The sequence below is a fragment of the Planococcus antarcticus DSM 14505 genome (genome assembly GCF_001687565.2).
GTDB classification, from domain to species: Bacteria; Bacillota; Bacilli; order Bacillales_A; family Planococcaceae; genus Planococcus; species Planococcus antarcticus.
In genome coordinates this window covers 149,143-171,182 of record NZ_CP016534.2, presented here as the reverse complement: position 1 = coordinate 171,182, position 22,040 = coordinate 149,143, and the positions used below count along the sequence as shown (strand labels likewise).

General features: G+C 44.0%; 34 protein-coding genes and 2 pseudogenes. 2 read left to right on the top strand and 34 right to left on the bottom strand.

Annotated elements, in window-relative coordinates; all coding sequences use genetic code 11:
• Nucleotides 1-905 precede the first annotated feature (905 nt).
• From BBH88_RS00895 to BBH88_RS19520, 3 genes and pseudogenes are all read right to left on the bottom strand, one after another.
• Nucleotides 906-1,589 carry a KinB-signaling pathway activation protein gene (locus tag BBH88_RS00895; RefSeq protein ID WP_006828964.1) on the bottom strand — a complete coding sequence of 228 codons (684 nt, stop codon included), beginning with the start codon at nucleotides 1,587-1,589 and terminating at the stop codon, nucleotides 906-908.
• Nucleotides 1,590-1,782: 193 nt separating this feature from the next.
• Nucleotides 1,783-2,847 carry an Mrp/NBP35 family ATP-binding protein gene (locus BBH88_RS00890; RefSeq protein ID WP_006828963.1) on the bottom strand — a complete coding sequence of 355 codons (1,065 nt, stop codon included), beginning with the start codon at nucleotides 2,845-2,847 and terminating at the stop codon, nucleotides 1,783-1,785.
• 174 nt (nucleotides 2,848-3,021) lie between these two features.
• Nucleotides 3,022-3,201, bottom strand: a pseudogene (locus tag BBH88_RS19520) (VOC family protein); the annotation flags it as partial.
• Nucleotides 3,202-3,309: 108 nt separating this feature from the next.
• Between BBH88_RS19520 and istA the strand changes: the two are divergent.
• Together istA and istB are read left to right on the top strand one after the other, a co-directional pair.
• Entirely contained in the window at nucleotides 3,310-4,857 is a 1,548-nt protein-coding gene (gene istA, locus BBH88_RS00880) for an IS21 family transposase (protein ID WP_154669110.1), read from the top strand.
• Nucleotides 4,850-5,602: an IS21-like element ISSau9 family helper ATPase IstB gene (istB, locus tag BBH88_RS00875; protein ID WP_083387728.1), complete on the top strand. Its 753-nt coding sequence runs from the start codon at nucleotides 4,850-4,852 to the stop codon at nucleotides 5,600-5,602. Before istA ends, istB begins: the two co-directional genes overlap by 8 nt.
• 51 nt (nucleotides 5,603-5,653) lie before the next feature.
• On the opposite strand, the pseudogene BBH88_RS00870 reads toward istB, so the two are convergent.
• The 31 genes and pseudogenes from BBH88_RS00870 to rpsS all read right to left on the bottom strand — a co-directional run.
• Nucleotides 5,654-5,914 (bottom strand): annotated as a pseudogene (locus BBH88_RS00870) (VOC family protein); the annotation flags it as partial.
• A gap of 113 nt (nucleotides 5,915-6,027) precedes the next feature.
• On the bottom strand, nucleotides 6,028-6,420 hold the full coding sequence (rpsI, locus tag BBH88_RS00865; RefSeq protein ID WP_006828961.1) for a 30S ribosomal protein S9: 393 nt from the start codon (nucleotides 6,418-6,420) through the stop codon (nucleotides 6,028-6,030).
• 29 nt (nucleotides 6,421-6,449) lie between these two features.
• Entirely contained in the window at nucleotides 6,450-6,887 is a 438-nt protein-coding gene (rplM, locus tag BBH88_RS00860; protein WP_006828960.1) for a 50S ribosomal protein L13, read from the bottom strand.
• Nucleotides 6,888-7,081: 194 nt separating this feature from the next.
• A complete protein-coding gene (truA, locus tag BBH88_RS00855) occupies nucleotides 7,082-7,825 on the bottom strand; it encodes a tRNA pseudouridine(38-40) synthase TruA (protein WP_065536311.1) in 744 nt (247 codons plus the stop codon).
• Nucleotides 7,826-7,836: 11 nt separating this feature from the next.
• Nucleotides 7,837-8,634, bottom strand: a complete 798-nt coding sequence (locus tag BBH88_RS00850) for an energy-coupling factor transporter transmembrane component T family protein (protein WP_040851986.1) — start codon at nucleotides 8,632-8,634, stop codon at nucleotides 7,837-7,839.
• Nucleotides 8,631-9,503, bottom strand: coding sequence for an energy-coupling factor ABC transporter ATP-binding protein (locus tag BBH88_RS00845; protein ID WP_065536312.1), 873 nt, complete (start codon nucleotides 9,501-9,503; stop codon nucleotides 8,631-8,633). The genes BBH88_RS00850 and BBH88_RS00845 overlap by 4 nt, the downstream gene beginning before the upstream one ends.
• Entirely contained in the window at nucleotides 9,479-10,327 is an 849-nt protein-coding gene (locus tag BBH88_RS00840) for an energy-coupling factor ABC transporter ATP-binding protein (RefSeq protein ID WP_006828956.1), read from the bottom strand. The genes BBH88_RS00845 and BBH88_RS00840 overlap by 25 nt, the downstream gene beginning before the upstream one ends.
• A 283-nt stretch (nucleotides 10,328-10,610) precedes the next feature.
• Complete coding sequence (gene rplQ, locus BBH88_RS00835) at nucleotides 10,611-10,985, bottom strand: 50S ribosomal protein L17 (RefSeq protein ID WP_006828955.1); 375 nt, start codon at nucleotides 10,983-10,985, stop codon at nucleotides 10,611-10,613.
• A gap of 46 nt (nucleotides 10,986-11,031) precedes the next feature.
• Nucleotides 11,032-11,976: a DNA-directed RNA polymerase subunit alpha gene (locus tag BBH88_RS00830; protein WP_006828954.1), complete on the bottom strand. Its 945-nt coding sequence runs from the start codon at nucleotides 11,974-11,976 to the stop codon at nucleotides 11,032-11,034.
• A 130-nt stretch (nucleotides 11,977-12,106) separates the two neighbouring features.
• Nucleotides 12,107-12,496 (bottom strand): 30S ribosomal protein S11, encoded by a 390-nt coding sequence (gene rpsK, locus BBH88_RS00825; RefSeq protein ID WP_006828953.1) that lies wholly within the window; start codon nucleotides 12,494-12,496, stop codon nucleotides 12,107-12,109.
• 25 nt (nucleotides 12,497-12,521) lie between these two features.
• Nucleotides 12,522-12,887 carry a 30S ribosomal protein S13 gene (gene rpsM / locus BBH88_RS00820; protein ID WP_006828952.1) on the bottom strand — a complete coding sequence of 122 codons (366 nt, stop codon included), beginning with the start codon at nucleotides 12,885-12,887 and terminating at the stop codon, nucleotides 12,522-12,524.
• Between the two features lie 23 nt (nucleotides 12,888-12,910).
• Nucleotides 12,911-13,024, bottom strand: coding sequence for a 50S ribosomal protein L36 (gene rpmJ / locus BBH88_RS00815; protein WP_006828951.1), 114 nt, complete (start codon nucleotides 13,022-13,024; stop codon nucleotides 12,911-12,913).
• A gap of 37 nt (nucleotides 13,025-13,061) precedes the next feature.
• A complete protein-coding gene (gene infA, locus BBH88_RS00810) occupies nucleotides 13,062-13,280 on the bottom strand; it encodes a translation initiation factor IF-1 (protein WP_006828950.1) in 219 nt (72 codons plus the stop codon).
• Between the two features lie 397 nt (nucleotides 13,281-13,677).
• On the bottom strand, nucleotides 13,678-14,331 hold the full coding sequence (locus tag BBH88_RS00805; protein ID WP_006828949.1) for an adenylate kinase: 654 nt from the start codon (nucleotides 14,329-14,331) through the stop codon (nucleotides 13,678-13,680).
• Between the two features lie 62 nt (nucleotides 14,332-14,393).
• Entirely contained in the window at nucleotides 14,394-15,689 is a 1,296-nt protein-coding gene (secY, locus tag BBH88_RS00800; protein ID WP_006828948.1) for a preprotein translocase subunit SecY, read from the bottom strand.
• Nucleotides 15,689-16,129 carry a 50S ribosomal protein L15 gene (gene rplO, locus BBH88_RS00795; protein WP_065536313.1) on the bottom strand — a complete coding sequence of 147 codons (441 nt, stop codon included), beginning with the start codon at nucleotides 16,127-16,129 and terminating at the stop codon, nucleotides 15,689-15,691. The genes secY and rplO overlap by 1 nt, the downstream gene beginning before the upstream one ends.
• Nucleotides 16,130-16,162: 33 nt before the next feature.
• The gene (rpmD, locus tag BBH88_RS00790; RefSeq protein WP_006828946.1) at nucleotides 16,163-16,345 is read right to left on the bottom strand and encodes a 50S ribosomal protein L30; all 183 of its coding nucleotides are present in this window, start codon (nucleotides 16,343-16,345) and stop codon (nucleotides 16,163-16,165) included.
• Nucleotides 16,346-16,357: 12 nt separating this feature from the next.
• Nucleotides 16,358-16,858, bottom strand: a complete 501-nt coding sequence (gene rpsE / locus BBH88_RS00785; RefSeq protein WP_006828945.1) for a 30S ribosomal protein S5 — start codon at nucleotides 16,856-16,858, stop codon at nucleotides 16,358-16,360.
• A 21-nt stretch (nucleotides 16,859-16,879) separates the two neighbouring features.
• A complete protein-coding gene (gene rplR, locus BBH88_RS00780) occupies nucleotides 16,880-17,242 on the bottom strand; it encodes a 50S ribosomal protein L18 (protein ID WP_006828944.1) in 363 nt (120 codons plus the stop codon).
• Nucleotides 17,243-17,275: 33 nt separating this feature from the next.
• A complete protein-coding gene (gene rplF / locus BBH88_RS00775) occupies nucleotides 17,276-17,815 on the bottom strand; it encodes a 50S ribosomal protein L6 (RefSeq protein ID WP_006828943.1) in 540 nt (179 codons plus the stop codon).
• Between the two features lie 30 nt (nucleotides 17,816-17,845).
• Nucleotides 17,846-18,244 carry a 30S ribosomal protein S8 gene (gene rpsH, locus BBH88_RS00770; protein ID WP_006828942.1) on the bottom strand — a complete coding sequence of 133 codons (399 nt, stop codon included), beginning with the start codon at nucleotides 18,242-18,244 and terminating at the stop codon, nucleotides 17,846-17,848.
• Between the two features lie 29 nt (nucleotides 18,245-18,273).
• On the bottom strand, nucleotides 18,274-18,459 hold the full coding sequence (gene rpsN / locus BBH88_RS00765) for a 30S ribosomal protein S14 (protein WP_006828941.1): 186 nt from the start codon (nucleotides 18,457-18,459) through the stop codon (nucleotides 18,274-18,276).
• A gap of 19 nt (nucleotides 18,460-18,478) precedes the next feature.
• Nucleotides 18,479-19,018: a 50S ribosomal protein L5 gene (gene rplE, locus BBH88_RS00760; RefSeq protein WP_006828940.1), complete on the bottom strand. Its 540-nt coding sequence runs from the start codon at nucleotides 19,016-19,018 to the stop codon at nucleotides 18,479-18,481.
• A 27-nt stretch (nucleotides 19,019-19,045) separates the two neighbouring features.
• Nucleotides 19,046-19,357, bottom strand: a complete 312-nt coding sequence (gene rplX, locus BBH88_RS00755) for a 50S ribosomal protein L24 (RefSeq protein ID WP_065536314.1) — start codon at nucleotides 19,355-19,357, stop codon at nucleotides 19,046-19,048.
• A 35-nt stretch (nucleotides 19,358-19,392) separates the two neighbouring features.
• Nucleotides 19,393-19,761, bottom strand: coding sequence for a 50S ribosomal protein L14 (gene rplN, locus BBH88_RS00750; protein WP_006828938.1), 369 nt, complete (start codon nucleotides 19,759-19,761; stop codon nucleotides 19,393-19,395).
• A 47-nt stretch (nucleotides 19,762-19,808) separates the two neighbouring features.
• Nucleotides 19,809-20,072: a 30S ribosomal protein S17 gene (gene rpsQ, locus BBH88_RS00745; protein WP_006828937.1), complete on the bottom strand. Its 264-nt coding sequence runs from the start codon at nucleotides 20,070-20,072 to the stop codon at nucleotides 19,809-19,811.
• A 24-nt stretch (nucleotides 20,073-20,096) separates the two neighbouring features.
• Nucleotides 20,097-20,297, bottom strand: coding sequence for a 50S ribosomal protein L29 (gene rpmC, locus BBH88_RS00740; protein ID WP_006828936.1), 201 nt, complete (start codon nucleotides 20,295-20,297; stop codon nucleotides 20,097-20,099).
• Nucleotides 20,287-20,721: a 50S ribosomal protein L16 gene (gene rplP / locus BBH88_RS00735; RefSeq protein ID WP_006828935.1), complete on the bottom strand. Its 435-nt coding sequence runs from the start codon at nucleotides 20,719-20,721 to the stop codon at nucleotides 20,287-20,289. Before rplP ends, rpmC begins: the two co-directional genes overlap by 11 nt.
• Nucleotide 20,722: 1 nt before the next feature.
• The gene (gene rpsC, locus BBH88_RS00730) at nucleotides 20,723-21,379 is read right to left on the bottom strand and encodes a 30S ribosomal protein S3 (RefSeq protein WP_006828934.1); all 657 of its coding nucleotides are present in this window, start codon (nucleotides 21,377-21,379) and stop codon (nucleotides 20,723-20,725) included.
• A 3-nt stretch (nucleotides 21,380-21,382) separates the two neighbouring features.
• Nucleotides 21,383-21,724: a 50S ribosomal protein L22 gene (rplV, locus tag BBH88_RS00725; protein ID WP_006828933.1), complete on the bottom strand. Its 342-nt coding sequence runs from the start codon at nucleotides 21,722-21,724 to the stop codon at nucleotides 21,383-21,385.
• Between the two features lie 19 nt (nucleotides 21,725-21,743).
• Nucleotides 21,744-22,022, bottom strand: a complete 279-nt coding sequence (gene rpsS / locus BBH88_RS00720) for a 30S ribosomal protein S19 (protein WP_006828932.1) — start codon at nucleotides 22,020-22,022, stop codon at nucleotides 21,744-21,746.
• Nucleotides 22,023-22,040: the final 18 nt, after the last annotated feature.

Below are 22,040 nucleotides of genomic sequence, written 5' to 3'. Positions count from 1 at the left end.
TTTCCTGAAACTGCTCAGGCAAAATAAAACGAGAACCACAAAACCTACGGTGCCAAAACAACTTGGATAATGCTATCAAATTCATTCAATTTGCCAAAAAGAAGATTCCTGAAGACAACTGGTCACCGGACGCCGTCTCAGGTTTCACTGGCCAAAAAGAGCTTTCAGCGACGCCAAAGTTTGCATAAAAACGTTCTACAACTCCATCGAGCTGTTATACATCAAGTTCAAGAACATCGATCTTCCCTTGAAAATCTGCCTCAATACAAAGAAGGGACGAATCTACGTGAACAAACGCATCTTGGAGCGAAGCATCGAAGAGCGCTCGACTGCCATTAATCAAAGGACAGAATTCGGCCATCGGGAAACCGATACCGTCGCCGGCAAGAAAAACTTGGACGAAGCCTTGATGACGCTGACTGAACGAAAGACTTATCAGGGAATCACCAAGCGAATCGATGGCACGGACAGTGAATCCGGCACACAAGCCCTCTACGTTCGTCTACGCATTCAAGGCCATCACTTCCGACAACGGATCTCAGTTCGCCAACCTCGCCATAGCGGTCGACTCCTAAGAGACAGAAATTTTCTTCACGTATCTGGACCGCCTGCAGACACGGAACGAATGAGGGCCACAACGAACCCATCCGCCGCTTCCTCCCGAAAGGAAAAGCGATCCGATCTGCGGCAGAGGAAACCATCCGTTACGCAGAGAACGGGTGCAACCGTCTGCCGCGAAAGATTCTCGGGTACCGAATACCAAAAGTGTGCTTCTTAGAAGAACTCGACACTATCGCCTGAACCACGGTTTAATGGGTTTTCATGTTTTGTTGCATTTAATATTGCAATTTAGGAAAACAAAAAACCGTTCATCCGCCGGAACAAAACTAGCAGATGAACGGTTTTTATTTTTTGGAAGCTGTCTGTGCCTCCGCTTTTCTTGCGGCGCGCCGCTCTTCCAATTTCTGTCGGTCAATATCTGATTGTGCGTTGTATTTCGGCAATACCAATAGCTGATAAGCATTCACTGCCAAGAACGGGAACAGCAATAAAGTTACCCAGCTGTCGATATTCCCCTCTTCCACCATCAATGCAGGCAACCATTCCACCGTCGTGATAACGATCATGAAGAACAATGCAGAAATAAATGTATCCTTATTGGTCCATTTCGCTTTGAAGTATGCCGTCACAACTCCGGTAACAATCAGAATGGTCAATAGTATGCCATATAGCCAGACCTGTTCAGTCGTTTCTGCGTTTGGTGCAAAACGGAATAAAATCAAATCGGTAATGACCACTCCGATGATCAACAGCTGAACCCAGTTCCATAATCGCAATGTCCGGAAGATATTCATCCCGATCTGATGCACCGTTAAGTAGGCAAAGAAACACAATTGGCTGATGATGCTCATCGTCAAGCCGACAATGACCAGCCACACAAATCCTGCGAGAAACTCGCCCCATTGACCTGCGTTAAACGGTTGTGAAAATATATCATCCCAGCGAACGAATAAACCGAGCACACCGGTTACCGCTCCACCAATTAAAAGAGCTTTCAAGAAAAACTTAACCCAATTTCGTATTGTCAATTGAATGCCTCCGTTATTTAAAGTCCTCTTAAGATTGTACCAACCGTCTATTGAAAAATCCATTCGCCATACGCGGTAGATTGTGAACAAAGCTTGAAAGTCGTAGCTTTGTTACTGAATCGCCATATCCTATTGTTAATCACAAAAAATAAAAGCCCGAAAACCAGTTAAGGCTTCCGGGCTGCTCAAGCTTTTATTTTTTATCGGCAAACTGTTTAAGCACTTGCTGTGCGATATCTTCGTAAATTTTCCCTGTCGGATGGTTCTCGAGATAAACGGATGGAGCGAAGTCTTCTTCGTTCCAATCTGGCTGACCCAATGGAATCTGTCCAAGAAGCGGCGTCTGCAATTCTTCTGCAAGCTTTGGGCCGCCGCCTTGTCCGAATAGGTATTCTTTCTTGCCGGTCTCTTTGCTTTCAAACCAAGACATGTTTTCAATGACACCCAATACTTCGTGATCTGTCTGAAGTGCCATTGCCCCTGCACGTGCTGCGACAAACGCTGCAGTCGGGTGAGGTGTCGTAATAACGATTTCCTTGGAAGCCGGAAGCATTTGGTGGATGTCGAGTGCGACGTCACCGGTGCCAGGCGGCAGATCCAATAGAAGGTAATCTAAATCTCCCCACTCTACATCGCGGAAAAATTGGTCAAGTACTTTGCCGAGCATCGGGCCACGCCATACGACTGGCATATTGTCTTCCACGAAAAAGCCCATGGAAATGACTTTCACACCGAAACGTTCAACCGGAATGATCGTTTGACCGCGAACGACGGGCGATTTGTCGATGCCCATCATATCCGGCACGCTGAATCCATAGATATCCGCATCGATCAACCCAACTTTTTTGCCCAGACGCGCTAATGCAATCGCCAAGTTGACAGACACTGTCGATTTACCAACGCCGCCTTTACCGCTGGCAATTGAAATAAATTCAACTTTGTTCAGTGGAGACAATAAATCCTGTGCTTCTGATTCATTGGCGGTCCCGCGGAACTGGGCCAGCGCCTCGGGTGGAAGCTCTTCGAAACGGATGCCGACAGAGCCAGCTCCCCCTTCTTTTAATACATCGACCACTTTCATCTGAAGCTGCATTTGTTCAGGTGTATTGGTTTTGGCGATCGCCAATTTGACACTGACATGCTTTTTTTCTTCTTTGATCGTGACAGACGTGATGCCGTTCGTTTCAGTCAACGATCTATGTAAAAACGGATCTTCTAACGTTCCGAGTAATTCGCGCACTTGTACTTCAGTTAACATATCGAAACACTCCCCATCAATTTTGCTCACCATAAAGTATAGCACAGCAAACTCTATTTTAAATCTATTCGGTCTTGTAGAGAAAACGGAAACAGCCACTCAGTTCCGATAGGTATAAAAGATTCGGCAAAGCGGCATTTTTCAACAAACTGGCGAGGCGCCGCAGAATCCAACTTACGAATCCAGCTTCAGCATATCGTTTTCATCGTACGTAAAGTCCGGACCCCACGCTACTTCCCAATAGTAGCCGTCAGGATCTGTGAAGTAACCTGAATATCCTCCCCAAAAAACATTTTTTGGTTCTTTGACGATTTTCCCTCCAGCTGCTTTTGCAAGGGCAACTACTCTATCCACTGTATATGGTAACTTAAAACTGAGCCACCAAAGCAATTGAAAACTGAGCCACTTCTGTAGGAAAATAAACCCTAGCATGATTGTTAGGGGGAAACAGGAGTGATTACATTGAACAAGAAGCAACAGGTGATTCAGCTGCATCTTCAAGATGTCAGCCAAAGACAAATATCCACAGAAGTGAAGGTCTCGAGAAACACCGTTTCAAAATACATCGAAGCTTTTGAGAAGAGCAAGGCAACCGATGTCCGTAACCTGCCGGTTACAGAGGATATCTTATCGGCTCCCTCCTACAAGAAAAGGGATGGGGTAAAACGCAAAATGACAGAGGAGATTATAGACAGGCTCAGAGGATTCATTCAAGACAATGAATGGAAACGCAAAAACAACATGAGCAAGCAACAAATGAAAAAGATTGATATGTATGAAAAACTGCAAGAAGAAGGATATGACATCGGCTATACGACGGTTCGGAATTTCGTCAATATCGAGGAGATGCGAGCGAAAGAGGTTTTTATTCGGCAACGCTATTCAGCAGCTTGGGAAGTAGAATTTGATTGGGGAGAAGTAAAACTAGTAATTGATGGGAAACAGAAATCCTATTCCTTAGCGGTTTTCACCTTGGCTTACAGCAATTACCGATTTGCGCTGCTTTATGAATCCGAGACGATGATCTGTGTGCAGGATGCCCATACCAAGCTGATTGACCACTTAGGTTTCGTCCCATCTGTTTTCACTTACGACAATATGCGAACCGTGGTGAAATCGTTTGTCGGAACAGACCGGAAGATCACGGATGGAATGATCAACCTCTCCAATTATTACGGATTCCGGATACGGCTCTGCGAGCCAAGAAAAGGAAACCAGAAAGGACACGTAGAACGGAGTGTCGAGGTTGTCCGCAGAAAAGCATTTTCATATGATATTGCGTTCGCTTCCCTGGAAGACGTCCGGAAACGTCTAAGCCAAACGATTCAATCGCTCAATAAACGAATCCACCACGAAAAGAAGATCGCTCATGTGGAATTGAAAGAGCAAGAAAAAGCAACAGCTACTCAAGAGTCGCTCCCTCTGCCATTCGATGTTTCGGAAGTCTTGGAATGTCGGGTAGATAAATACAGCACCGTCATGATTAAACAAAATCGGTACTCCGTACCCGAGGGCAATGTAGGCGCATGGATCCGTGCCAAGGTCAGCGCAGATGCAGTCCGGCTCTTTATTAAAGGCGAACTCGTTGCAGAACATCGGAGAAATTGGGGTGTCCATCAATGGGAAATGAATCTCTATCACTACATAAAAACCTTCACAAAGAAAAAAGGCGCTTTAGCTCAAAGTGAATGTTTGAGCCAAGCACCAAATCAAATTAAAAAACTCTTCGAAAACCATTATATCGGAAAAGAGAGAGATTTTCTAGAGCTACTCCTCTATGTACGAGAGAAAAATCAGTTGGATAACGTGATGACCGCTGCACGACAGATTGAGATAAAAGGTCTCGGTGAAATTACGACCGAAAAGCTAATTTTTCTGAGCGAACAAACAGATTTAGTACCTACGGTACCTCTACAAAAAGATGAGACAGTCGAACAGGCGCTTCAAAACATCCAAGCCTTTTCAGCGATGTTCAAACAAGTCGATGAAGGAGTGCTTGAACATGGATAAAAAGCAACAAGTCATTGATATGTGCAAAGAATTACGACTCCCGGGGATCCGTGAGTTGGTTGAAGAAGATGAAGGATTTGAAGAAACGACAGCTGCAATCGAGCTGTTATATACAGTATTAACAAAAGAAAAGAAAGACCGTTGGATCCGATCGAAATCAACACGGATCCGCCGTGCCAACTTTCCGGAGAAGAAACTGCTTGAGGAGATTGAGATCCAAGCGCTGCCCACAGATGCGCAACAAAAACTGCCCAACTTACAGACGCTTGATTTCATTAAAGCTGGGCAGAATGTGATTCTGACCGGTTCCCCTGGCACCGGCAAGAGCCACTTGGCTATCGGCTTAGGAGTAGAAGCCTGTTTGGCTGGTTACAAGGTATATTTTGCGAGTGTCTCTTCCTTAATCAATCAATTGAAAGAAAGTAGGTCCGAACGGACCTTGCGCTCTTTCGAATTGCGCTTTGAGAAGTACGACCTTGTCATCATTGACGAATTGGGCTACATTTCCTTCGATAAAGAAGGCGCTGAATTACTCTTTACGCATTTATCTTTGCGTGCAGGGCGATCCTCGACCATTATCACAAGTAATCTATCGTTTGCGAAATGGGAGGAAGTGTTTCATGACCCCATTTTGACTGCAGCATTGACGGATCGGCTGACGCACAAATCACATGTAGTGAATATGGTAGGTCCTTCTTATCGAATGAGAGAAACGAAAAAATGGCTCGAAAACAACCATTCATAAGTGGCTCAAAATTAAATTGCGTTGTGGCTCAATTTTCATTTGCGAAATACAATCCACCTCTTCCTTGGACTTTGCGTTATACGCTAAAGTGATACCTGAAAATCCACTGCCACTCGGTGGATTGTTCTCGTCGATATCTTTTGCCAATTCCTCCAATGGATACAGTTCCAGTTTCGTACCAGAACAATTAAAAAATACAATTTCAGGATGGTCCCCTTTTTCTGCAGTCTCAAAGCCAAGTCCATCTCTATAAAACTTAGTAGACGTTTTCATATCTTTAACACCCAGGCAAATCAAATTGATTCGGTTCACTTCTACCTCACCTCCTTTAGTTTCTTCTATTCTACCTGTTTAAGTCTCTAGTTAAACACAAAAAAGCACTCTCCGAATTTCTTCGGAAAGTGCTTTGTAAACGAAAATCGAAATTAACGTTTTGAGAACTGAGGTGCACGACGTGCTGATTTAAGACCTGGTTTCTTACGTTCTTTCATACGTGGGTCACGTGTTAACAACCCAGCAGATTTCAACGCTGGACGGAATGCAGGATCTACAGTAAGTAGAGCACGTGCGATACCGTGACGGATTGCTCCGGCTTGGCCTGTGAATCCACCGCCGTTTACGTTTACAAGGACATCGTAGCTTCCGAGAGTATCCGTAGCAACTAGTGGCTGCTTGATGATTTGTTGTAATGTTTCGTAAGGAACGTAGTCCGCTACGTCACGCTTGTTAATTGTAATTGTGCCGTCACCCGGTACTAACCGTACGCGAGCTGTTGAGTTTTTACGACGACCTGTCCCAATATATTGAACTTGTGCCAAAGGTGTATCCTCCTCTTATTTACTAATAATTATCCGCGAAGCTGGTAATTTTCTGGTGTTTGCGCTTGGTGGTTGTGTTCTGGGCCAGCATAGACATGCAGCTTTTTGAACGTTTGACGTCCTAAAGAGTTTTTCGGAAGCATCCCTTTAATAGCCATTTCAAGCATTTTAGTTGGGTATTTCGTGCGCATTTCAAGTGCAGTACGCTGTTTCAGTCCACCCGTGTATTGTGTGTGACGGTAGTAGATCTTGTCAGTAAGTTTTTTACCTGTAAGGTGAATCTTTTCAGCGTTGATGATAATCACGTGATCACCAGTGTCAACGTTTGGTGTGAATGTTGGCTTGTATTTCCCGCGTAGGATTGAAGCGACTTCAGAAGCTAAACGTCCAAGAGTTTGCCCTTCTGCATCGACAACCAACCATTTACGCTCTACTTCGTGACCCTTAGCCATGAATGTTGTACGCATGTATATTGTCCTCCTAATAAATCGTCTCTTTTTAAGTTCTTTTACAGTGTTCCGCTGTTCCGTTTTTTCGTTATCCCTAAACACAAATAACCTTCCGGGGCATATCGTGGGGGTAATGAAAATACCATACATCATGTTATAACGGAAGCGCTAAAAAGTCAAGAGGTTTTCTAAAAACACCAGGAAAAGTTGCTTCAGCTCCTATACGTCACACTTTCCAAGTAAAGACCATGTGCCGCCGCTGTTTTTCCAGCAGCGTCTCGATTAGCCGCAGCTACAATCCCACTGAGCTCTCCGGCCTTTCTTTTGCCGATGCCGACCTCTGTTAAAGTTCCTGCTATGATGCGAACCATGTTGTATAAAAATCCGGAACCTTCGATGATCATGTGCAATTCATTGCCATGCTCTTCAAAATCCAGACGCTGAATGGTCCTCACTTTATCAATCACCGCTGTATTCGCCGCACAAAAACTGGAGAAATCATGGGTACCGATCAAGGCCCGCGCCGCTGTTCTCATGGCTTCTATATCAAGTGGCTGCTTGACATGCACCATGTGATTGCGTGTGAACGGACTGATAATTCCGCTGCAATCCCACTTATAGCGGTAAGTCTTGCCAGTTGTATGGTAGCGCGCGTGAAAAGATGCATCCACTTCTTCAATCGAGCTGACACGGATGTCTTCCGGCAACAGCACGTTCAGAGCCTTTAACCAACCGCTCACAGGAATGGAAAATTCCGTATCAAAATGAATAACCTGTCCTGTAGCATGAACTTTGGCATCGGTCCGCCCGCTCGCCACCACTTGGACCACTTCGCCTTTATGAATGGTTTTCAGCACTTTCATTAATTCCAGTTGAACCGTGCGTGTTTCCGGCTGCACCTGATAGCCTGCAAATCCGGAACCGTCATATGCAATGGTCGCTTTTAATCGTTTCATAATTTCTCTCCTTATACCCGGAAATACCAAAGCATTCCCGCAAGCCCTGCCAGTACCAGCAAACTCAGACTGTCGATAAAACGCCAATCGAGCTGGCGATATCGCGTTCTGCCTTCGCCTCCCCGGTAGCCGCGGACTTCCATCGCTGTAGCCAAATCCTCTGCCCGTTTAAAGGCACTGACGAACAATGGAATCAGTAAGGGCACAACGGCCTTGACACGCTCTTTAATCGGCCCTGAGCCAATGTCTGAGCCTCTAGCCATCTGCGCCTTAAGAATTTTCCCAGTCTCGTCCATCAAGGTCGGGATAAACCGTAAAGAAATAGACATCATCAATGCCAATTCATGAACCGGCAACTTGACCCGCTTAAATGGACCAAGCAACACTTCAATACCATCGGTGATGGAAATCGGTGAAGTTGTCAATGTCAGAATACTAGTAATAAACACCAGTACCAGAAAACGAATTGAAATAAATATCCCTTGCCGCAAACCTTCCTCATAAATTTCAATAAAGCCGAAATTCAGTAATAAATCGCCTTCTCGCGTAAAGAAAATATGCAGCAAAAAGGTGAAAATCAATAAAATAAAGACCGGTTTCAAGCCATTTATCAAGAAATATAGACGAATCTTGGACAGAAAGACCACCAACAAAGTGAATCCCAACAAAATGCCATAAGTTACTGCGCTATTGGCAATAAATACAATGGCAATAAAAACGAAAACAAATGAAATCTTCGCTCGTGGATCCATTCGGTGAATGATGGAATTTCCAGGAATAAAGCGTCCAAAAATCATTTTCTCCATCATTCGGAATCACGTCCTTCCGATACGGCAAGTGCAATGTTCTTGGCCAACGCTTCTTCCGTCATTGAAATAGCACCAAGTTTAATGCCGGCTTTGTCTTCGAACTTTCGCTGCAAGCGAATTGTCCGCGGCGGTTCTAAGCTATAATCCCGAAGTTGCTCTTCATTTGAAAAGATTTTTTCAGGCTCTCCAGTGACCACACAACGCCCTTTATGCATAATAGCAACACTGTCTGCGTAACGCGCCGCATCTTCCATGCTGTGAGTTACTAGAACCGTCGTTAGGCCTTTCTGGATATGCAACTGATGGAACAGGTCCATTATTTCACGTCGGCCTCGTGGATCAAGTCCAGCGGTCGGTTCATCCAGCACTAACACATCCGGTTCCATCGCTAGCACGCCAGCAATTGCGACGCGGCGCATTTGTCCACCTGACAAATCAAACGGAGACTTCGTTAATACCTCAGAAGGCAATCCAAGCTGTTCGACCAATTCATGCGCCCTACGACTCGCTTCTTCTTCCGTCACTCCATAATTCAGAGGACCGAACATAATGTCTTTTAAGACGGTTTCATCAAATAGCTGCTGCTCAGGAAATTGAAAGACAATACCTACCTGTCGACGGACATCTCGTAAATTTTTTGCCTTTACTCCAGCTTCGATTTTACGCTCCCCAATTGTGACTGATCCTTCAGTTGGCTTTAGCAAAGCATTAAGATGCTGGAGAACTGTTGATTTACCAGACCCGGTATGACCAATGATGGCCGTATAGGAACCGGAGGGAATATGCAGCGACACATCTGTCAATGCCCGTTTTTCAAACGGCGTGTCTTTTGCGTAACTGTATCCTACTTCCCGGAGTAAAATGTCCATAGTTCATCCACCAATTCGTCTTCTGTCATATGTTCTCCTTGCAGAGCCACTCCGGCTTCCTGCAGCAAATGCGTCATGCGCATCGCAAACGGCAAGTCTAGACCTAAAGTCGTCAATTCATTACCGGAAAGAAACACCTCTTTTGGCGTCCCTTCTAATTGCTTATGTCCTGCGTTCATTACAAGAATGCGGTCAGCCAATGCTGCTTCTTCCAAGTCATGCGTAATAGATATAACCGTCAAACCTGTTGCTTCACGAAGTTCACGAATCGTCTCGATGACTTCCATACGCCCTTGAGGATCGAGCATAGAAGTTGCTTCGTCCAAAATTAGCAGACGTGGACGTAATGCAAGAGCACCGGCAATCGCTACCCTTTGTTTTTGTCCACCTGATAAATGGTGAGGTTCATGATCGAGATAAGCTTCCATCTTCACTTGATGCAAAGCTTCTTTGACACGAACCACCATTTCTTCATGCGGCACACCGTTATTCTCCAGCGCAAAAGCTACATCGTCCTGTACCGTCGCCCCGACAAACTGATTGTCTGGGTTCTGGAAGACCATCCCGATCTCGGAACGGATATCCCACAGACTTTCTTCAGCCATCAGTTTGCCCATCGCCGACACTTTGCCAGTTTGCGGAAACAATAAACCATTCATCAACTTGGCAATAGTCGATTTTCCTGAGCCATTATGGCCCACCAAAGCTATCCATTCGCCGTCCTGAATCGAGAACGTTAAATCCTGCACAGCTGGTTTCACCGACTCGTCTTCTTGCGCATATGTAAATGTCACATTTTCAAATGACAATATAATCGAATTCATCTCAGCTAACCTCCTCTAACACTTGCTTCGCTCATCTCTACTCTACTGGGTTTCAACAGCGTTTGTAAAACCTAAAATAAATAAAAAAAGCGCGCACCTCATTCAGAGAAATGCGCTTTTCTGTCTCTATGGCTTCCCCGGTTGCTTAAGCCAGGGTTGAATGAGGTGCGTAGAGCTAGACGAGACGCCGCCTTTCGGCTCGCTCATCATAACACTCAGCTTTTCATATTGTCGTATAAATCATAATGCTAAAAGAAGAGGGCTGTTGACCCCCTTCAATTGATTAAACCAATTCGATAATTACGATAGGTGCGCCATCTCCGCGACGAGGCCCCATTTTCATAATACGTGTATAGCCGCCTTGACGTTCAGCGTAACGTGGTGCAACATCATCAAACAATTTCTGCAAAGCATAAGTTGTTGTTTCGTTGCCTTCAGCGTCTGCAGTTGTTACCAACTCACGGCGCATCCATGCTGCTGCTTTACGACGAGCGTGAATATCTCCACGTTTACCAAGCGTAATCATTTTTTCTACAGTCGAACGCACTTCTTTCGCACGAGCTTCAGTCGTTTGAATGCGTTCATGTACGATTAAGTCTGTTGTAAGGTCACGTAATAATGCCTTACGTTGAGAACTTGTACGTTGAAGCTTTCTCATTGAAGTTTCCCTCCTTTGTTGAATAGTTCGGATCCGATCTCATCACTCAGTCTTCTTTACGAAGGCCAAGTCCTAAATCTTCCAACTTCACTTTAACTTCTTCAAGTGATTTGCGTCCGAGGTTGCGTACTTTCATCATGTCGTCTTCCGACTTGCTTGCCAGTTCGTGTACCGTGTTGATACCCGCACGTTTTAAGCAGTTGTAAGATCGAACCGAAAGATCAAGTTCTTCGATAGTCATCTCTAATACTTTTTCTTTCTGGTCTTCTTCTTTTTCAACCATGATTTCAGCCGTTTGTGCCTCATCTGTTAATCCTACGAAGATATTTAAATGCTCAGTAAAAATCTTTGCTCCAAGTGCAATTGCCTCTTTTGGACCAATGCTGCCATCTGTCCAAACATCAAGAGATAATTTGTCGAAATGAGCCAGTTGACCCACACGAGTGTTTTCTACTTGGAAGTTAACACGTGAAACTGGAGTGTAAATAGAGTCAATCGGGATAACGCCGATCGGAAGATCTTCACGTTTGTTCTGATCTGCACGGGCATATCCACGGCCTCTGTTCGCATACATGCGCATACGCAAATGGCCATTTTTAGCAATTGTTCCAATATATAGATCCGGATTCAGAATTTCCACGTCACTGTCGTGCGTGATATCTGCAGCCGTAACCGTTCCATCACCTTTTACATCAATTTCAATGACTTTTTCTTCGTCAGAGTAAATTTTCAAAGCCAGCTTCTTGATATTCAGAATGATGGTTGCTACATCTTCTTCTACACCTTCAACAGTGGAGAATTCATGCAGAACGCCATCAATTTGAATAGAAGTAACAGCTGCGCCAGGTAAAGATGAAAGTAAGATTCGACGTAAGGAGTTTCCTAAAGTGGTTCCATATCCACGCTCAAGAGGTTCAACAACAAATTTACCAAATTTGGCATTGCTGTCGATCTCAACCGTTTCAATCTTTGGTTTTTCTATTTCGAGCATTCATTTTACCCTCCTTCAAAACGTCGGTTTTTTTTCGCTTCATCAAGAATTCCATAGTCACAGACTTTCGCTACGATTTAGAACCCATCCAGTAAGTCGTGATGTTCAAAAATCCTATTCAGATTAACGATTATACTCGACGACGTTTTGGCGGACGGCAACCGTTATGAGGTACAGGAGTTACATCTTTGATCGCTGTAACTTCTAATCCAGCAGCTTGAAGTGCACGAATTGCAGCTTCACGACCTGAACCAGGACCTTTAACTGTAACTTCTAGAGTTTTAAGACCGTGTTCGATTGATGTCTTAGCAGCAGTTTCAGCAGCCATTTGAGCAGCAAAAGGAGTAGATTTACGTGAACCTCTAAATCCTAGAGCCCCTGCACTTGACCATGAAACAGCGTTCCCTTGCATATCAGTGATAGTAACAATTGTGTTATTGAATGTTGAGCGGATGTGAGCAATACCAGATTCGATATTCTTTTTCACACGACGCTTACGAGTTTGTTGTTTACGTGCCATGTTAAGAAGAAACCTCCTTTACTGATTATTTTTTCTTGTTAGCTACAGTTTTACGAGGACCTTTACGCGTACGCGCATTGTTCTTCGTATTTTGACCGCGAACAGGTAGTCCACGACGATGGCGGATTCCTCGGAAGCTAGCAATTTCCATCAAGCGTTTGATGTTCATTGAAACTTCACGGCGAAGGTCACCTTCGATTTTGTATTGATCTAATTGTTCACGGATATTGTTCAACTCGTCTTCTGTAAGATCACGAACGCGTGTCTCTTCAGAGATACCTGCAGCAGAAAGAACTTTCTGTGCAGTTGTTTTACCAACACCGAAAATGTATGTTAATGAAATAACAACGCGTTTGTCGCGTGGAATGTCAACACCAGCAATACGTGCCATGTGTGCGATGCACCTCCTTCAAATTAGCCTTGTCTTTGTTTGTGTTTCGGATTTTCACAGATTACCATTACTTTACCGTTTCTGCGAATAACTTTACATTTTTCACAGATCGGTTTTACAGATGGTCTCACTTTCATCTAACCCAACCTCCTTAGTAGTCCGGAGTGCAAAAGATTATTTAAAACGGTATGTGATACGACCGCGTGTTAAATCATAAGGAGAAAGTTCCACTGTCACTTTATCTCCTGGCAGAATGCGAATGAAATGCATGCGAATCTTGCCAGATACGTGCGCGAGAATCGTATGACCGTTTTCCAATTCTACTTTAAACATCGCGTTAGGCAAAGTCTCAACGACAGTTCCTTCGATTTCAATTACATCGTCTTTCGCCATCGACCCAGTCTCCCTTCTGTATACAAATCAGGTTCTCATCTTCAAACAGTATTTGCTGATTGAATAGTATAGTACATTCATTCACAAGAAATGCATGAGTGACATTCGAAAGACATTCTCCAAGTCCCGCTAATCAGCGGGCCGGGGTTAATCCGGCAAAGCCAGTCTGTCTCATGTATCCTCGACTGCCCGGACTGCTTTGGATGAGTTCCAAACCCGTTACACAGATGCTTCCACGAAACCCATTATACTAGTTTCGATGCGCAATTGCACTAAAGCGCATTTGCATCAACTTTCATAACCTGAGTCTTGTATGCTTTTGCAGCTCTCGAAAATTCATATCTCCGGTGCTCCTTAAAGCCACATGGAGGCAACTAACTGCGCCCGGCGCCGGGGATTAGCCTCGGTCGCCCTTTAGAAGAGCATCAATGTCAGCAAATACTTTTTGGATGTCCTGCTGTCCATCTATATTTTCCAGCACGTTTTTGCTTTCATAGAAATCAAGAAGCGGCTGTGTTTGTTGCATATTTACTGCTAACCGTTTCGTGACAGTTTCAGGCTTATCATCTTCACGCTGGTAGAGTTCTCCACCATCTTTGTCACACACTCCAGCTGTTGCTGGTGGGTTGAACACAGTATGGTAAGCCGTTCCACAAACTTTACAGATCCATCGGCCTGTTAAACGTGCAATTAATTCGTCTTGTTCGACTTGGATATTTACGACATGCTCGATTCGCTTATCAAGATCGGCCAGAAGAGATTCTAACGCTTCCGCTTGAGGAACTGTTCGTGGAAAGCCATCCAACAAGAAGCCTTCCTCACAATCCTTTTCGCTTAGTCGTTCCCGGACAATGCCGATTGTCACTTCATCAGGCACTAAAGCACCTTGATCCATGAATGATTTTGCTTTCAAGCCCAGCTCCGTTCCACCTTTTATAGCAGCTCGGAACATGTCACCTGTAGAAATATGAGGGATGTCGTACTTCTTAACAATTTCGTCTGCTTGAGTACCTTTTCCGGCACCCGGTAGACCCATCAATACGATATTCATACGTTTTCCCCCTCACACAATCGGACAAGAGACGCTTTCACGTCCCTCTAGATCCAACTGAATTATTTCATAAAGCCTTTATAATGACGTTTCACAAGTTGAGATTCCAATTGTTTCATTGTTTCAAGTGCTACCCCAACAGCAATCAGAAGACTCGTACCACCGATTTGCGCCGATTGCGGTAAATTTGCAATGTTGATGAAGAAAATCGGTAGAATAGCAATGACTGCAAGGAAAATGGCACCAACGAAAGTCAATCGGTATAACACACTTGTTAAATAATCCTGTGTATTTTTACCCGGACGGATTCCCGGAATATATGCGCCTTGCTTTTTCAGATTATCCGACACGTTCTCAGGGTTAACCTGGATGAATGCGTAGAAATACGTGAATGCTACGATCAAAGCGACATAAATGATCATGCCGACAGGACGCGTATAATCGAACGTATTCTGAATCGCTTCTGTAAACGCGTTGGCTCCAAAGAAAGAAGCAATAGTTTGTGGCGTAATGATAAACGCTACTGCAAAGATTACCGGGATAACTCCGGCCGCGTTTACTTTCAAAGGTAAATGCGTTTGCTGCCCACTTGTTGTCTGGCCACGGCCAGCAACTCGTTTTGCATACTGAATTGGTATTTTACGCAACGCTTGTTGAACGTAAATGACCAAAACCGTAATGGCAACAACAGCTAATGCAAGCAATGCCATAATGGCAAGATTGATCGGAAGCTGATCTCCAGCTCCTTCGATCTGCTGTGCATACAATTGATTAACAGCGCCTGGTACTGCAGCGACAATCCCTGCGAAGATGATAATCGAAATACCGTTCCCCACACCTTTTGCCGTAATCTGCTCACCAAGCCACAGTAGAAATGCTGTACCTGCAGTCAATACAATGGCGATGACAACATAAGTTGAAATCGTGTCATTCTGGATTAAAGAACCGCCGTACATTTGGTTAAATCCATAAGACATACCGATTGCTTGAATAAAGGCAAGAACAATTGTGAAGTAGCGAGTGAATTGAGCAAGTTTCCGTCTTCCGACTTCACCTTGTTTCGCCCACTCTGCAAATTTCGGTACAACATCCATCTGCAATAATTGCACGATGATTGATGCTGTAATGTATGGCATAATTCCCATCGCTAAAATTGAAAAGTTAGCTAGGGCACCTCCACCGAAAGTATTTAAGAATCCGACCAGACCCATCTGGTCAGTAGCTTGCAAAACCGAAGCGTCAACATTCGGTACTGGAACAAAAGTTCCAATACGGAAAATGATGAGCATCAGTAATGTAAAGAATATTTTATTTCGAATATCAGTCACGCGCATAAAATTTGAGATTGTCTGAAACATTAAACCACCTCGGTTTGTCCGCCAGCAGCTTCAATCGCTTCTTTAGCTGATCCAGAGAATTTGTGAGCTTTTACTGTCAATTTCTTTTCTAAGCTACCATTGCCGAGAATTTTGATTCCAGAAAGTTCATTGCTCACAACACCTGTTTCAATCAACAATGCAGGTGTTACTTCTGTGCCCTCGTCGAAACGATTTAACACATCAATGTTTACGACTGCATAGTCTTTACGGTTAATGTTGGTAAATCCACGTTTTGGCAAACGGCGGAACAAAGGATTTTGACCACCTTCGAATCCAGGACGAACACCGCCGCCTGAACGCGCGTTTTGACCTTTATGACCTTTACCTGCTGTTTTACCAGTACCTGAACCGATACCGCGTCCGATACGCTTTCTTGAGCTGCGTGAACCTTCTGCCGGTTTTAATTCATGAAGTTTCATTTGGTTGGCACCTCCTTCTATAGAAATCCGTAATTAAACTTCTTTGATAGTTACTAAGTGAGCGACTTTATCAAGCATTCCGCGAACGGCTGCATTGTCTTGGTGCTCAACTGTTTGATGCATTTTGCGTAATCCTAATGACTGAACAGTTTTACGTTGTGGCGGTTTAGCACCGATCACAGATTTTGTGAGGGTAATTTCCAATTTAGTTGCCATGTGATTTTCCCCCTATCCTAACAGTTCTTCTATTGATTTACCGCGAAGTTTTGCAACTTCCTCGGCACTTTTCAATTGAGTTAAACCGTTAATAGTTGCACGCACCATGTTGATTGGTGTGCTTGAACCTAGAGATTTAGATAAAATATCCTGTACTCCAGCTAATTCAAGTACCGCACGAACAGGTCCGCCAGCAATTACACCAGTACCCGGAGAAGCAGGTTTGATAAGGATTTGGCCTGCACCAAAGCGACCGATTACTAAGTGTGGAGTTGTACCTTTAACCATTGGTACTTCAATAAGGTTTTTCTTCGCATCTTCAATGGCTTTGCGGATAGCATCTGGAACTTCTTGAGCTTTACCAGTACCAAAACCGACATTACCATTTCTGTCGCCTACAACAACTAATGCGGAGAAACGGAAACGACGTCCACCTTTTACAACTTTCGCTACGCGGTTAATCGTAACTACGCGTTCTTCAAGTTCAAGTTTGTTTGGATCAATACGACGCATGAAATGTGTCCCTCCTTCTTTTTAAAATTGTAAACCGTTTTCACGTGCAGCTTCTGCTAATGCTTTTACACGTCCATGATACAAATAACCACCGCGGTCGAAAACAACCGATTTTAAGCCGTTTTCAGTAGCGCGTTTTGCGATTGTTTCGCCAACTTTAGCTGCCGCTTCCACGTTGCCAGTAGATTCTACTGAGAAATCTTTCTCCATAGATGATGCACTTGCAAGTGTAACGCCATTCATATCGTCGATCAATTGAGCGTAAATGTATTTATTTGAACGAAATACGTTTAAACGTGGGCGTTGTGCTGTACCCGTAATTTTAGAACGTACGCGTGCATGACGTTTTTTACGAGATGCGTTTTTATCGAGTTTCGTAATCACTGAGGTCACTCCTTTCAGCCTGCCTAAGCAGCATTATTTACCTGTTTTACCTTCTTTGCGGCGAACTACTTCTCCTTCGTAACGGATACCTTTGCCTTTATATGGCTCTGGTGGACGCGTTGCGCGGATGTTCGAAGCAAGAGCTCCAACACGTTCTTTATCGATGCCTTTAACAATGACTTTAGTGTTAGCTGGAACTTCAACTGTAATTCCTTCTTCCGGTACGAATTCAACCGGGTGAGAGTAGCCTACGTTAAGAACCAGTTTTTCACCTTGCAATTGAGCACGGTAACCAACACCAACTAATTCAAGTGAACGTTGGAATCCTTCTGAAACTCCAGTGACCATGTTCGCAAGCAACGCACGAGTTGTACCGTGGTTTGTGCGGTGATCTTTAGAATCTGAAGGACGTGTCAATGTTAGCACGTTATCTTCTTGAGCAATTGTAATATCTTTGTGGAATTCGCGAGTCAACTCGCCTTTAGGCCCTTTAACAGTTACGGCATTCTTATCTCCAAGAGTTACGGTAACGCTAGCAGGAACCTCGATTGGTTTTTTACCTACACGTGACATTCTGTTGCACCTCCATTCGTTTGTTGCTTATTACCAAACGTATGCTATGATTTCTCCGCCGATTTGTTTCGCGCGGGCTTCTTTATCAGTTACCAAACCTTGTGATGTTGAGACTAAAGCGATTCCAAGACCGTTTAGTACACGTGGCACCTCATTAGTTTTAGCATAAACACGTAATCCTGGTTTTGAAATGCGTTTCAATCCAGTAATAACGCGTTCGTTGTTCGCTCCGTATTTAAGGAAAATCCGGATCATGCCTTGTTTATCATCTTCAACATATTCTACGTCACGAACGAAACCTTCACGCTTAAGGATTTCAGCGATGTCTTTTTTCACATTAGAAGCCGGAAGCTCTAATTTCTCGTGACGAACCATGTTTGCGTTACGAATGCGTGTCAGCATATCTGCAATCGGATCTGTCATTGTCATTACTTTTACCTCCTTCCCAAATTAGGGGATTACCAGCTGGCTTTTTTGACGCCAGGAATTTGTCCCACATATGCAAGTTCACGGAAACAAATACGGCAAAGTTTAAATTTGCGTAATACTGAATGCGGACGTCCGCATCGTTCACAGCGTGTGTACTCTTGTACTTTAAACTTTGGCGTGCGTTTTTGTTTTGCGATCATAGATTTTTTAGCCACGTTTACGCCTCCCTCACGTTTACTTTTGGAACGGCATTCCGAATTGTGTTAATAACTCACGAGCTTCTTCATCAGAGTTCGCAGTCGTTACAATTACGATGTCCATACCGCGTACTTTTGAAACTTTATCATAATCGATTTCAGGGAAGATTAACTGTTCTTTCACGCCAAGTGTGTAGTTACCGCGTCCGTCGAACGATTTGTTCGATACGCCACGGAAGTCACGTACACGTGGAAGTGAAATAGCAATCAATTTATCCAGGAAGTCATACATACGCTCTCCGCGTAGTGTAACTTTACATCCGATAGGCATACCTTCACGAAGACGGAAGCCAGCGATAGATTTCTTAGCTTTAGTAATTACTGGTTTTTGACCAGTGATCGTTTGTAATTCTTCAACAGCAGAGTCAAGTGACTTCGTGTTTTGAACAGCTTCGCCTACACCCATGTTGATGACGATTTTATTTACTTCAGGTGCCTGCATTACCGATTTATATTCAAACTTGCTCACTAGAGCAGGAGTGATTTCATTGACATATTTTTCTTTTAGGCGGTTCATGTGTGTACCTCCCTTCACTCAGGAATTTTATTTATCTAATTTTTCGCCGGATTTTTTTGCAACACGAACTTTTTTACCATCTTCAACCTTATATCCTACACGAGTCGGCTCGCCGGATTTAGGGTCAAGTAACATTACGTTAGAAACATGAATTGCTGCTTCTTGGCTGACAATTCCACCTTGTGGGCTTGCCTGGTTCGGTTTTGTGTGCTTTTTCACGATGTTTATACCTTCTACAAACACACGGTCTTTCTTAGGTAAAGCAGTCAAAACAACACCTGTTTTGCCTTTGTCTTTGCCTGAGATTACCTTAACTGTATCGCCTTTTTTAACATGCATTCTGTCGCACCTCCTTGGTATGGCACATTGATTTATTAAAGAACTTCAGGAGCAAGTGATACGATTTTCATGAAGCTGTTATCGCGAAGTTCGCGGGCAACAGGTCCGAAAATACGAGTTCCGCGTGGACCTTTGTCGTCACGGATAATGACACATGCATTTTCATCAAATTTGATATAAGTACCGTCTTTACGGCGAGCTCCGCTTTTCGTGCGAACGATGACAGCCTTAACGACTTCACCCTTCTTAACAACGCCACCTGGTGTTGCTTTTTTCACGGTACACACGATTACGTCTCCGATGTTTGCAGTCTTACGACCAGAACCACCAAGCACTTTAATCGTTAGTACTTCACGAGCACCCGAGTTGTCTGCAACTTTTAAACGACTTTCCTGTTGGATCACTTAGGTAACCTCCCTCCGGAATTTCTTAGGTTCCGAAATTATTTAAATTAAATGATAACCGCTTTTTCTACAATTTCCAATACGCGGAAACGTTTTGTAGCTGATAACGGACGAGTTTCCATGATGCGAACTACATCGCCCATTTTCGCTTCGTTTAGCTCATCATGAGCTTTATATTTCTTAGAGTATTTTACACGTTTGCCATAGAATGCGTGCTTTTTTTGAGTTTCAACCATTACGGTAATGGTTTTGTCCATTTTGTCAGACACAACACGGCCTGTGTATACTTTGCGTTGGTTACGCTCAGTCATACTTGCAAACCTCCTCTCGATTTATCAGTTATTGCCACTGAGTACTCTTTCGTGAATCACAGTTTTCATACGGGCAATCGCTTTACGTACTTCGCGGATGCGAGCAGTGTTTTCTAATTGACCAGTAGCCAATTGGAAGCGAAGGTTGAAAAGCTCTTCTTTCAGTGATTTCACTTTTTGTTCAATCTCAGCAGTGGTTAGGTCACGGATTTCATTAGCTTTCATTCGATTCACCACCAATTTCTTCGCGTTTTACGAACTTCGTTTTGATTGGAAGTTTGTGAGATGCAAGGCGTAATGCTTCGCGTGCCACTTCTTCAGTTACTCCACCAAGTTCGAACATGATTTTACCAGTTTTGACAACGGCTACCCAGCCTTCAGGTGAACCTTTACCAGATCCCATACGAACCTCTAGAGGCTTTTTCGTATATGGTTTATGAGGGAAAATTTTGATCCAGACTTTACCGCCACGTTTCATGTAACGAGTCATGGAAATACGTGCTGCTTCGATTTGACGGTTAGTGATCCAAGATGACTCTAGTGCTTGGAGACCAAATTCGCCGAATGCGATTTCTTTACCGCCTTTAGCTTCTCCGCGCATCTTGCCTCGGTGCTCTCTACGATATTTAACGCGTTTAGGCATTAACATATTATTTGCCTCCTTCCTCAGATTTCTTCTTAGTTGGAAGGACTTCACCGCGGTAGATCCATACTTTTACGCCAAGCTTACCATAAGTTGTGTCTGCTTCAGCATGCGCATAATCAATGTCAGCGCGGAGCGTATGGAGCGGAACAGTACCTTCACTGTAGTGTTCAGCACGCGCAATGTCAGCGCCGCCTAGACGTCCAGATACTTGAGTTTTGATCCCTTTAGCGCCAGAACGCATAGTGCGTTGGATCGCTTGTTTTTGTGCACGACGGAATGATACTCGGTTTTCCAATTGACGTGCAACACTTTCAGCAACCAATCTTGCATCCAGGTCAGCTCTTTTAATTTCGATGATGTTGATGTGTACACGCTTGCCAGTCATAGAGTTAAGCTGTTTACGAAGTACTTCTACTTCAGATCCACCTTTACCGATTACCATACCTGGTTTCGCAGTGTGAATAGTTACGTTGACACGGTTTGCAGCGCGTTCAATTTCGATTTTAGAAACTGAAGCTTCTTTCAAACGCGCTTCAACATATTCACGGATTTTGATATCTTCGTGAAGAAGTGTCGCATAATCTTTCTCAGCGTACCATTTAGACTCCCAATCACGAATGATTCCGATACGCATCCCAATTGGATGTATTTTTTGTCCCACGAATTACCCCTCCTTCTTGTCAGATACCACTAGAGTGATGTGGCTTGTGCGTTTATTAATTGCGCTTGCGCGTCCCATTGCACGTGGACGGAAACGTTTAAGTGTTGGTCCTTCGTCAACGAACACTTCACTGATGACCAAGTCATTCAGATCCATTTCGTAGTTGTGTTCAGCGTTAGCAGCTGCAGATTTCAATAACTTCTCAACAACAATAGATGCTGCTTTCGGAGTGTGGTTTAAAATTGCAACAGCTTCGCCGATTTGCTTGCCTCGGATTAAATCTACTACTAAACGGACTTTACGAGGAGCAATACGTACTGTTCTAGCGACAGCTTTTGCTTGCATGGGGAAATCCTCCTCTCAATTAACGTCTTGTTTTCTTATCGTCTGCACCATGACTAGCGTATTTGCGTGTTGGAGCGAATTCGCCTAGTTTATGGCCCACCATATCTTCAGTCACATATACAGGGATGTGTTTACGACCATCGTATACTGCGATTGTTTGTCCGATGAATGTCGGAAAAATTGTAGAACGGCGAGACCAAGTTTTGATCACTTGTTTTTTCTCAGAATCCTTCTGTGCTTCAACTTTTTTCATAAGATGATCATCAACAAAAGGTCCTTTTTTCAAGCTGCGGCCCATGTGGGAGCCTCCCTTCGT

Bases quoted from the DNA above. Each gene is read 5' to 3' on its own strand.
- BBH88_RS00890 (WP_006828963.1), bottom strand. From the start codon at position 2,847: ATGTTAACTGAAGTACAAGTGCGCGAATTACTCGGAACGTTAGAAGAT.
- istB (WP_083387728.1), top strand. From the start codon at position 4,850: ATGGATAAAAAGCAACAAGTCATTGATATGTGCAAAGAATTACGACTC.
- rplM (WP_006828960.1), bottom strand. From the start codon at position 6,887: ATGCGTACAACATTCATGGCTAAGGGTCACGAAGTAGAGCGTAAATGG.
- truA (WP_065536311.1), bottom strand. From the start codon at position 7,825: ATGAAACGATTAAAAGCGACCATTGCATATGACGGTTCCGGATTTGCA.
- BBH88_RS00850 (WP_040851986.1), bottom strand. From the start codon at position 8,634: ATGATGGAGAAAATGATTTTTGGACGCTTTATTCCTGGAAATTCCATC.
- BBH88_RS00845 (WP_065536312.1), bottom strand. From the start codon at position 9,503: ATGGACATTTTACTCCGGGAAGTAGGATACAGTTACGCAAAAGACACG.
- BBH88_RS00840 (WP_006828956.1), bottom strand. From the start codon at position 10,327: ATGAATTCGATTATATTGTCATTTGAAAATGTGACATTTACATATGCG.
- rplQ (WP_006828955.1), bottom strand. From the start codon at position 10,985: ATGAGAAAGCTTCAACGTACAAGTTCTCAACGTAAGGCATTATTACGT.
- BBH88_RS00830 (WP_006828954.1), bottom strand. From the start codon at position 11,976: ATGCTCGAAATAGAAAAACCAAAGATTGAAACGGTTGAGATCGACAGC.
- rpsK (WP_006828953.1), bottom strand. From the start codon at position 12,496: ATGGCACGTAAACAACAAACTCGTAAGCGTCGTGTGAAAAAGAATATC.
- rpsM (WP_006828952.1), bottom strand. From the start codon at position 12,887: ATGGCACGTATTGCTGGTGTTGACATTCCACGCGACAAACGCGTTGTT.
- rpmJ (WP_006828951.1), bottom strand. From the start codon at position 13,024: ATGAAAGTGAGACCATCTGTAAAACCGATCTGTGAAAAATGTAAAGTT.
- infA (WP_006828950.1), bottom strand. From the start codon at position 13,280: ATGGCGAAAGACGATGTAATTGAAATCGAAGGAACTGTCGTTGAGACT.
- BBH88_RS00805 (WP_006828949.1), bottom strand. From the start codon at position 14,331: ATGAATATCGTATTGATGGGTCTACCGGGTGCCGGAAAAGGTACTCAA.
- secY (WP_006828948.1), bottom strand. From the start codon at position 15,689: ATGTTTCAGACAATCTCAAATTTTATGCGCGTGACTGATATTCGAAAT.
- rplO (WP_065536313.1), bottom strand. From the start codon at position 16,129: ATGAAACTTCATGAATTAAAACCGGCAGAAGGTTCACGCAGCTCAAGA.
- rpmD (WP_006828946.1), bottom strand. From the start codon at position 16,345: ATGGCAACTAAATTGGAAATTACCCTCACAAAATCTGTGATCGGTGCT.
- rpsE (WP_006828945.1), bottom strand. From the start codon at position 16,858: ATGCGTCGTATTGATCCAAACAAACTTGAACTTGAAGAACGCGTAGTT.
- rplF (WP_006828943.1), bottom strand. From the start codon at position 17,815: ATGTCACGTGTAGGTAAAAAACCAATCGAGGTTCCTGCTAGCGTTACC.
- rpsH (WP_006828942.1), bottom strand. From the start codon at position 18,244: ATGACAATGACAGATCCGATTGCAGATATGCTGACACGCATTCGTAAC.
- rplE (WP_006828940.1), bottom strand. From the start codon at position 19,018: ATGAACCGCCTAAAAGAAAAATATGTCAATGAAATCACTCCTGCTCTA.
- rplX (WP_065536314.1), bottom strand. From the start codon at position 19,357: ATGCATGTTAAAAAAGGCGATACAGTTAAGGTAATCTCAGGCAAAGAC.
- rpsQ (WP_006828937.1), bottom strand. From the start codon at position 20,072: ATGACTGAGCGTAACCAACGCAAAGTATACACAGGCCGTGTTGTGTCT.
- rpmC (WP_006828936.1), bottom strand. From the start codon at position 20,297: ATGAAAGCTAATGAAATCCGTGACCTAACCACTGCTGAGATTGAACAA.
- rplP (WP_006828935.1), bottom strand. From the start codon at position 20,721: ATGTTAATGCCTAAACGCGTTAAATATCGTAGAGAGCACCGAGGCAAG.
- rplV (WP_006828933.1), bottom strand. From the start codon at position 21,724: ATGCAAGCAAAAGCTGTCGCTAGAACAGTACGTATTGCTCCTCGTAAA.
- rpsS (WP_006828932.1), bottom strand. From the start codon at position 22,022: ATGGGCCGCAGCTTGAAAAAAGGACCTTTTGTTGATGATCATCTTATG.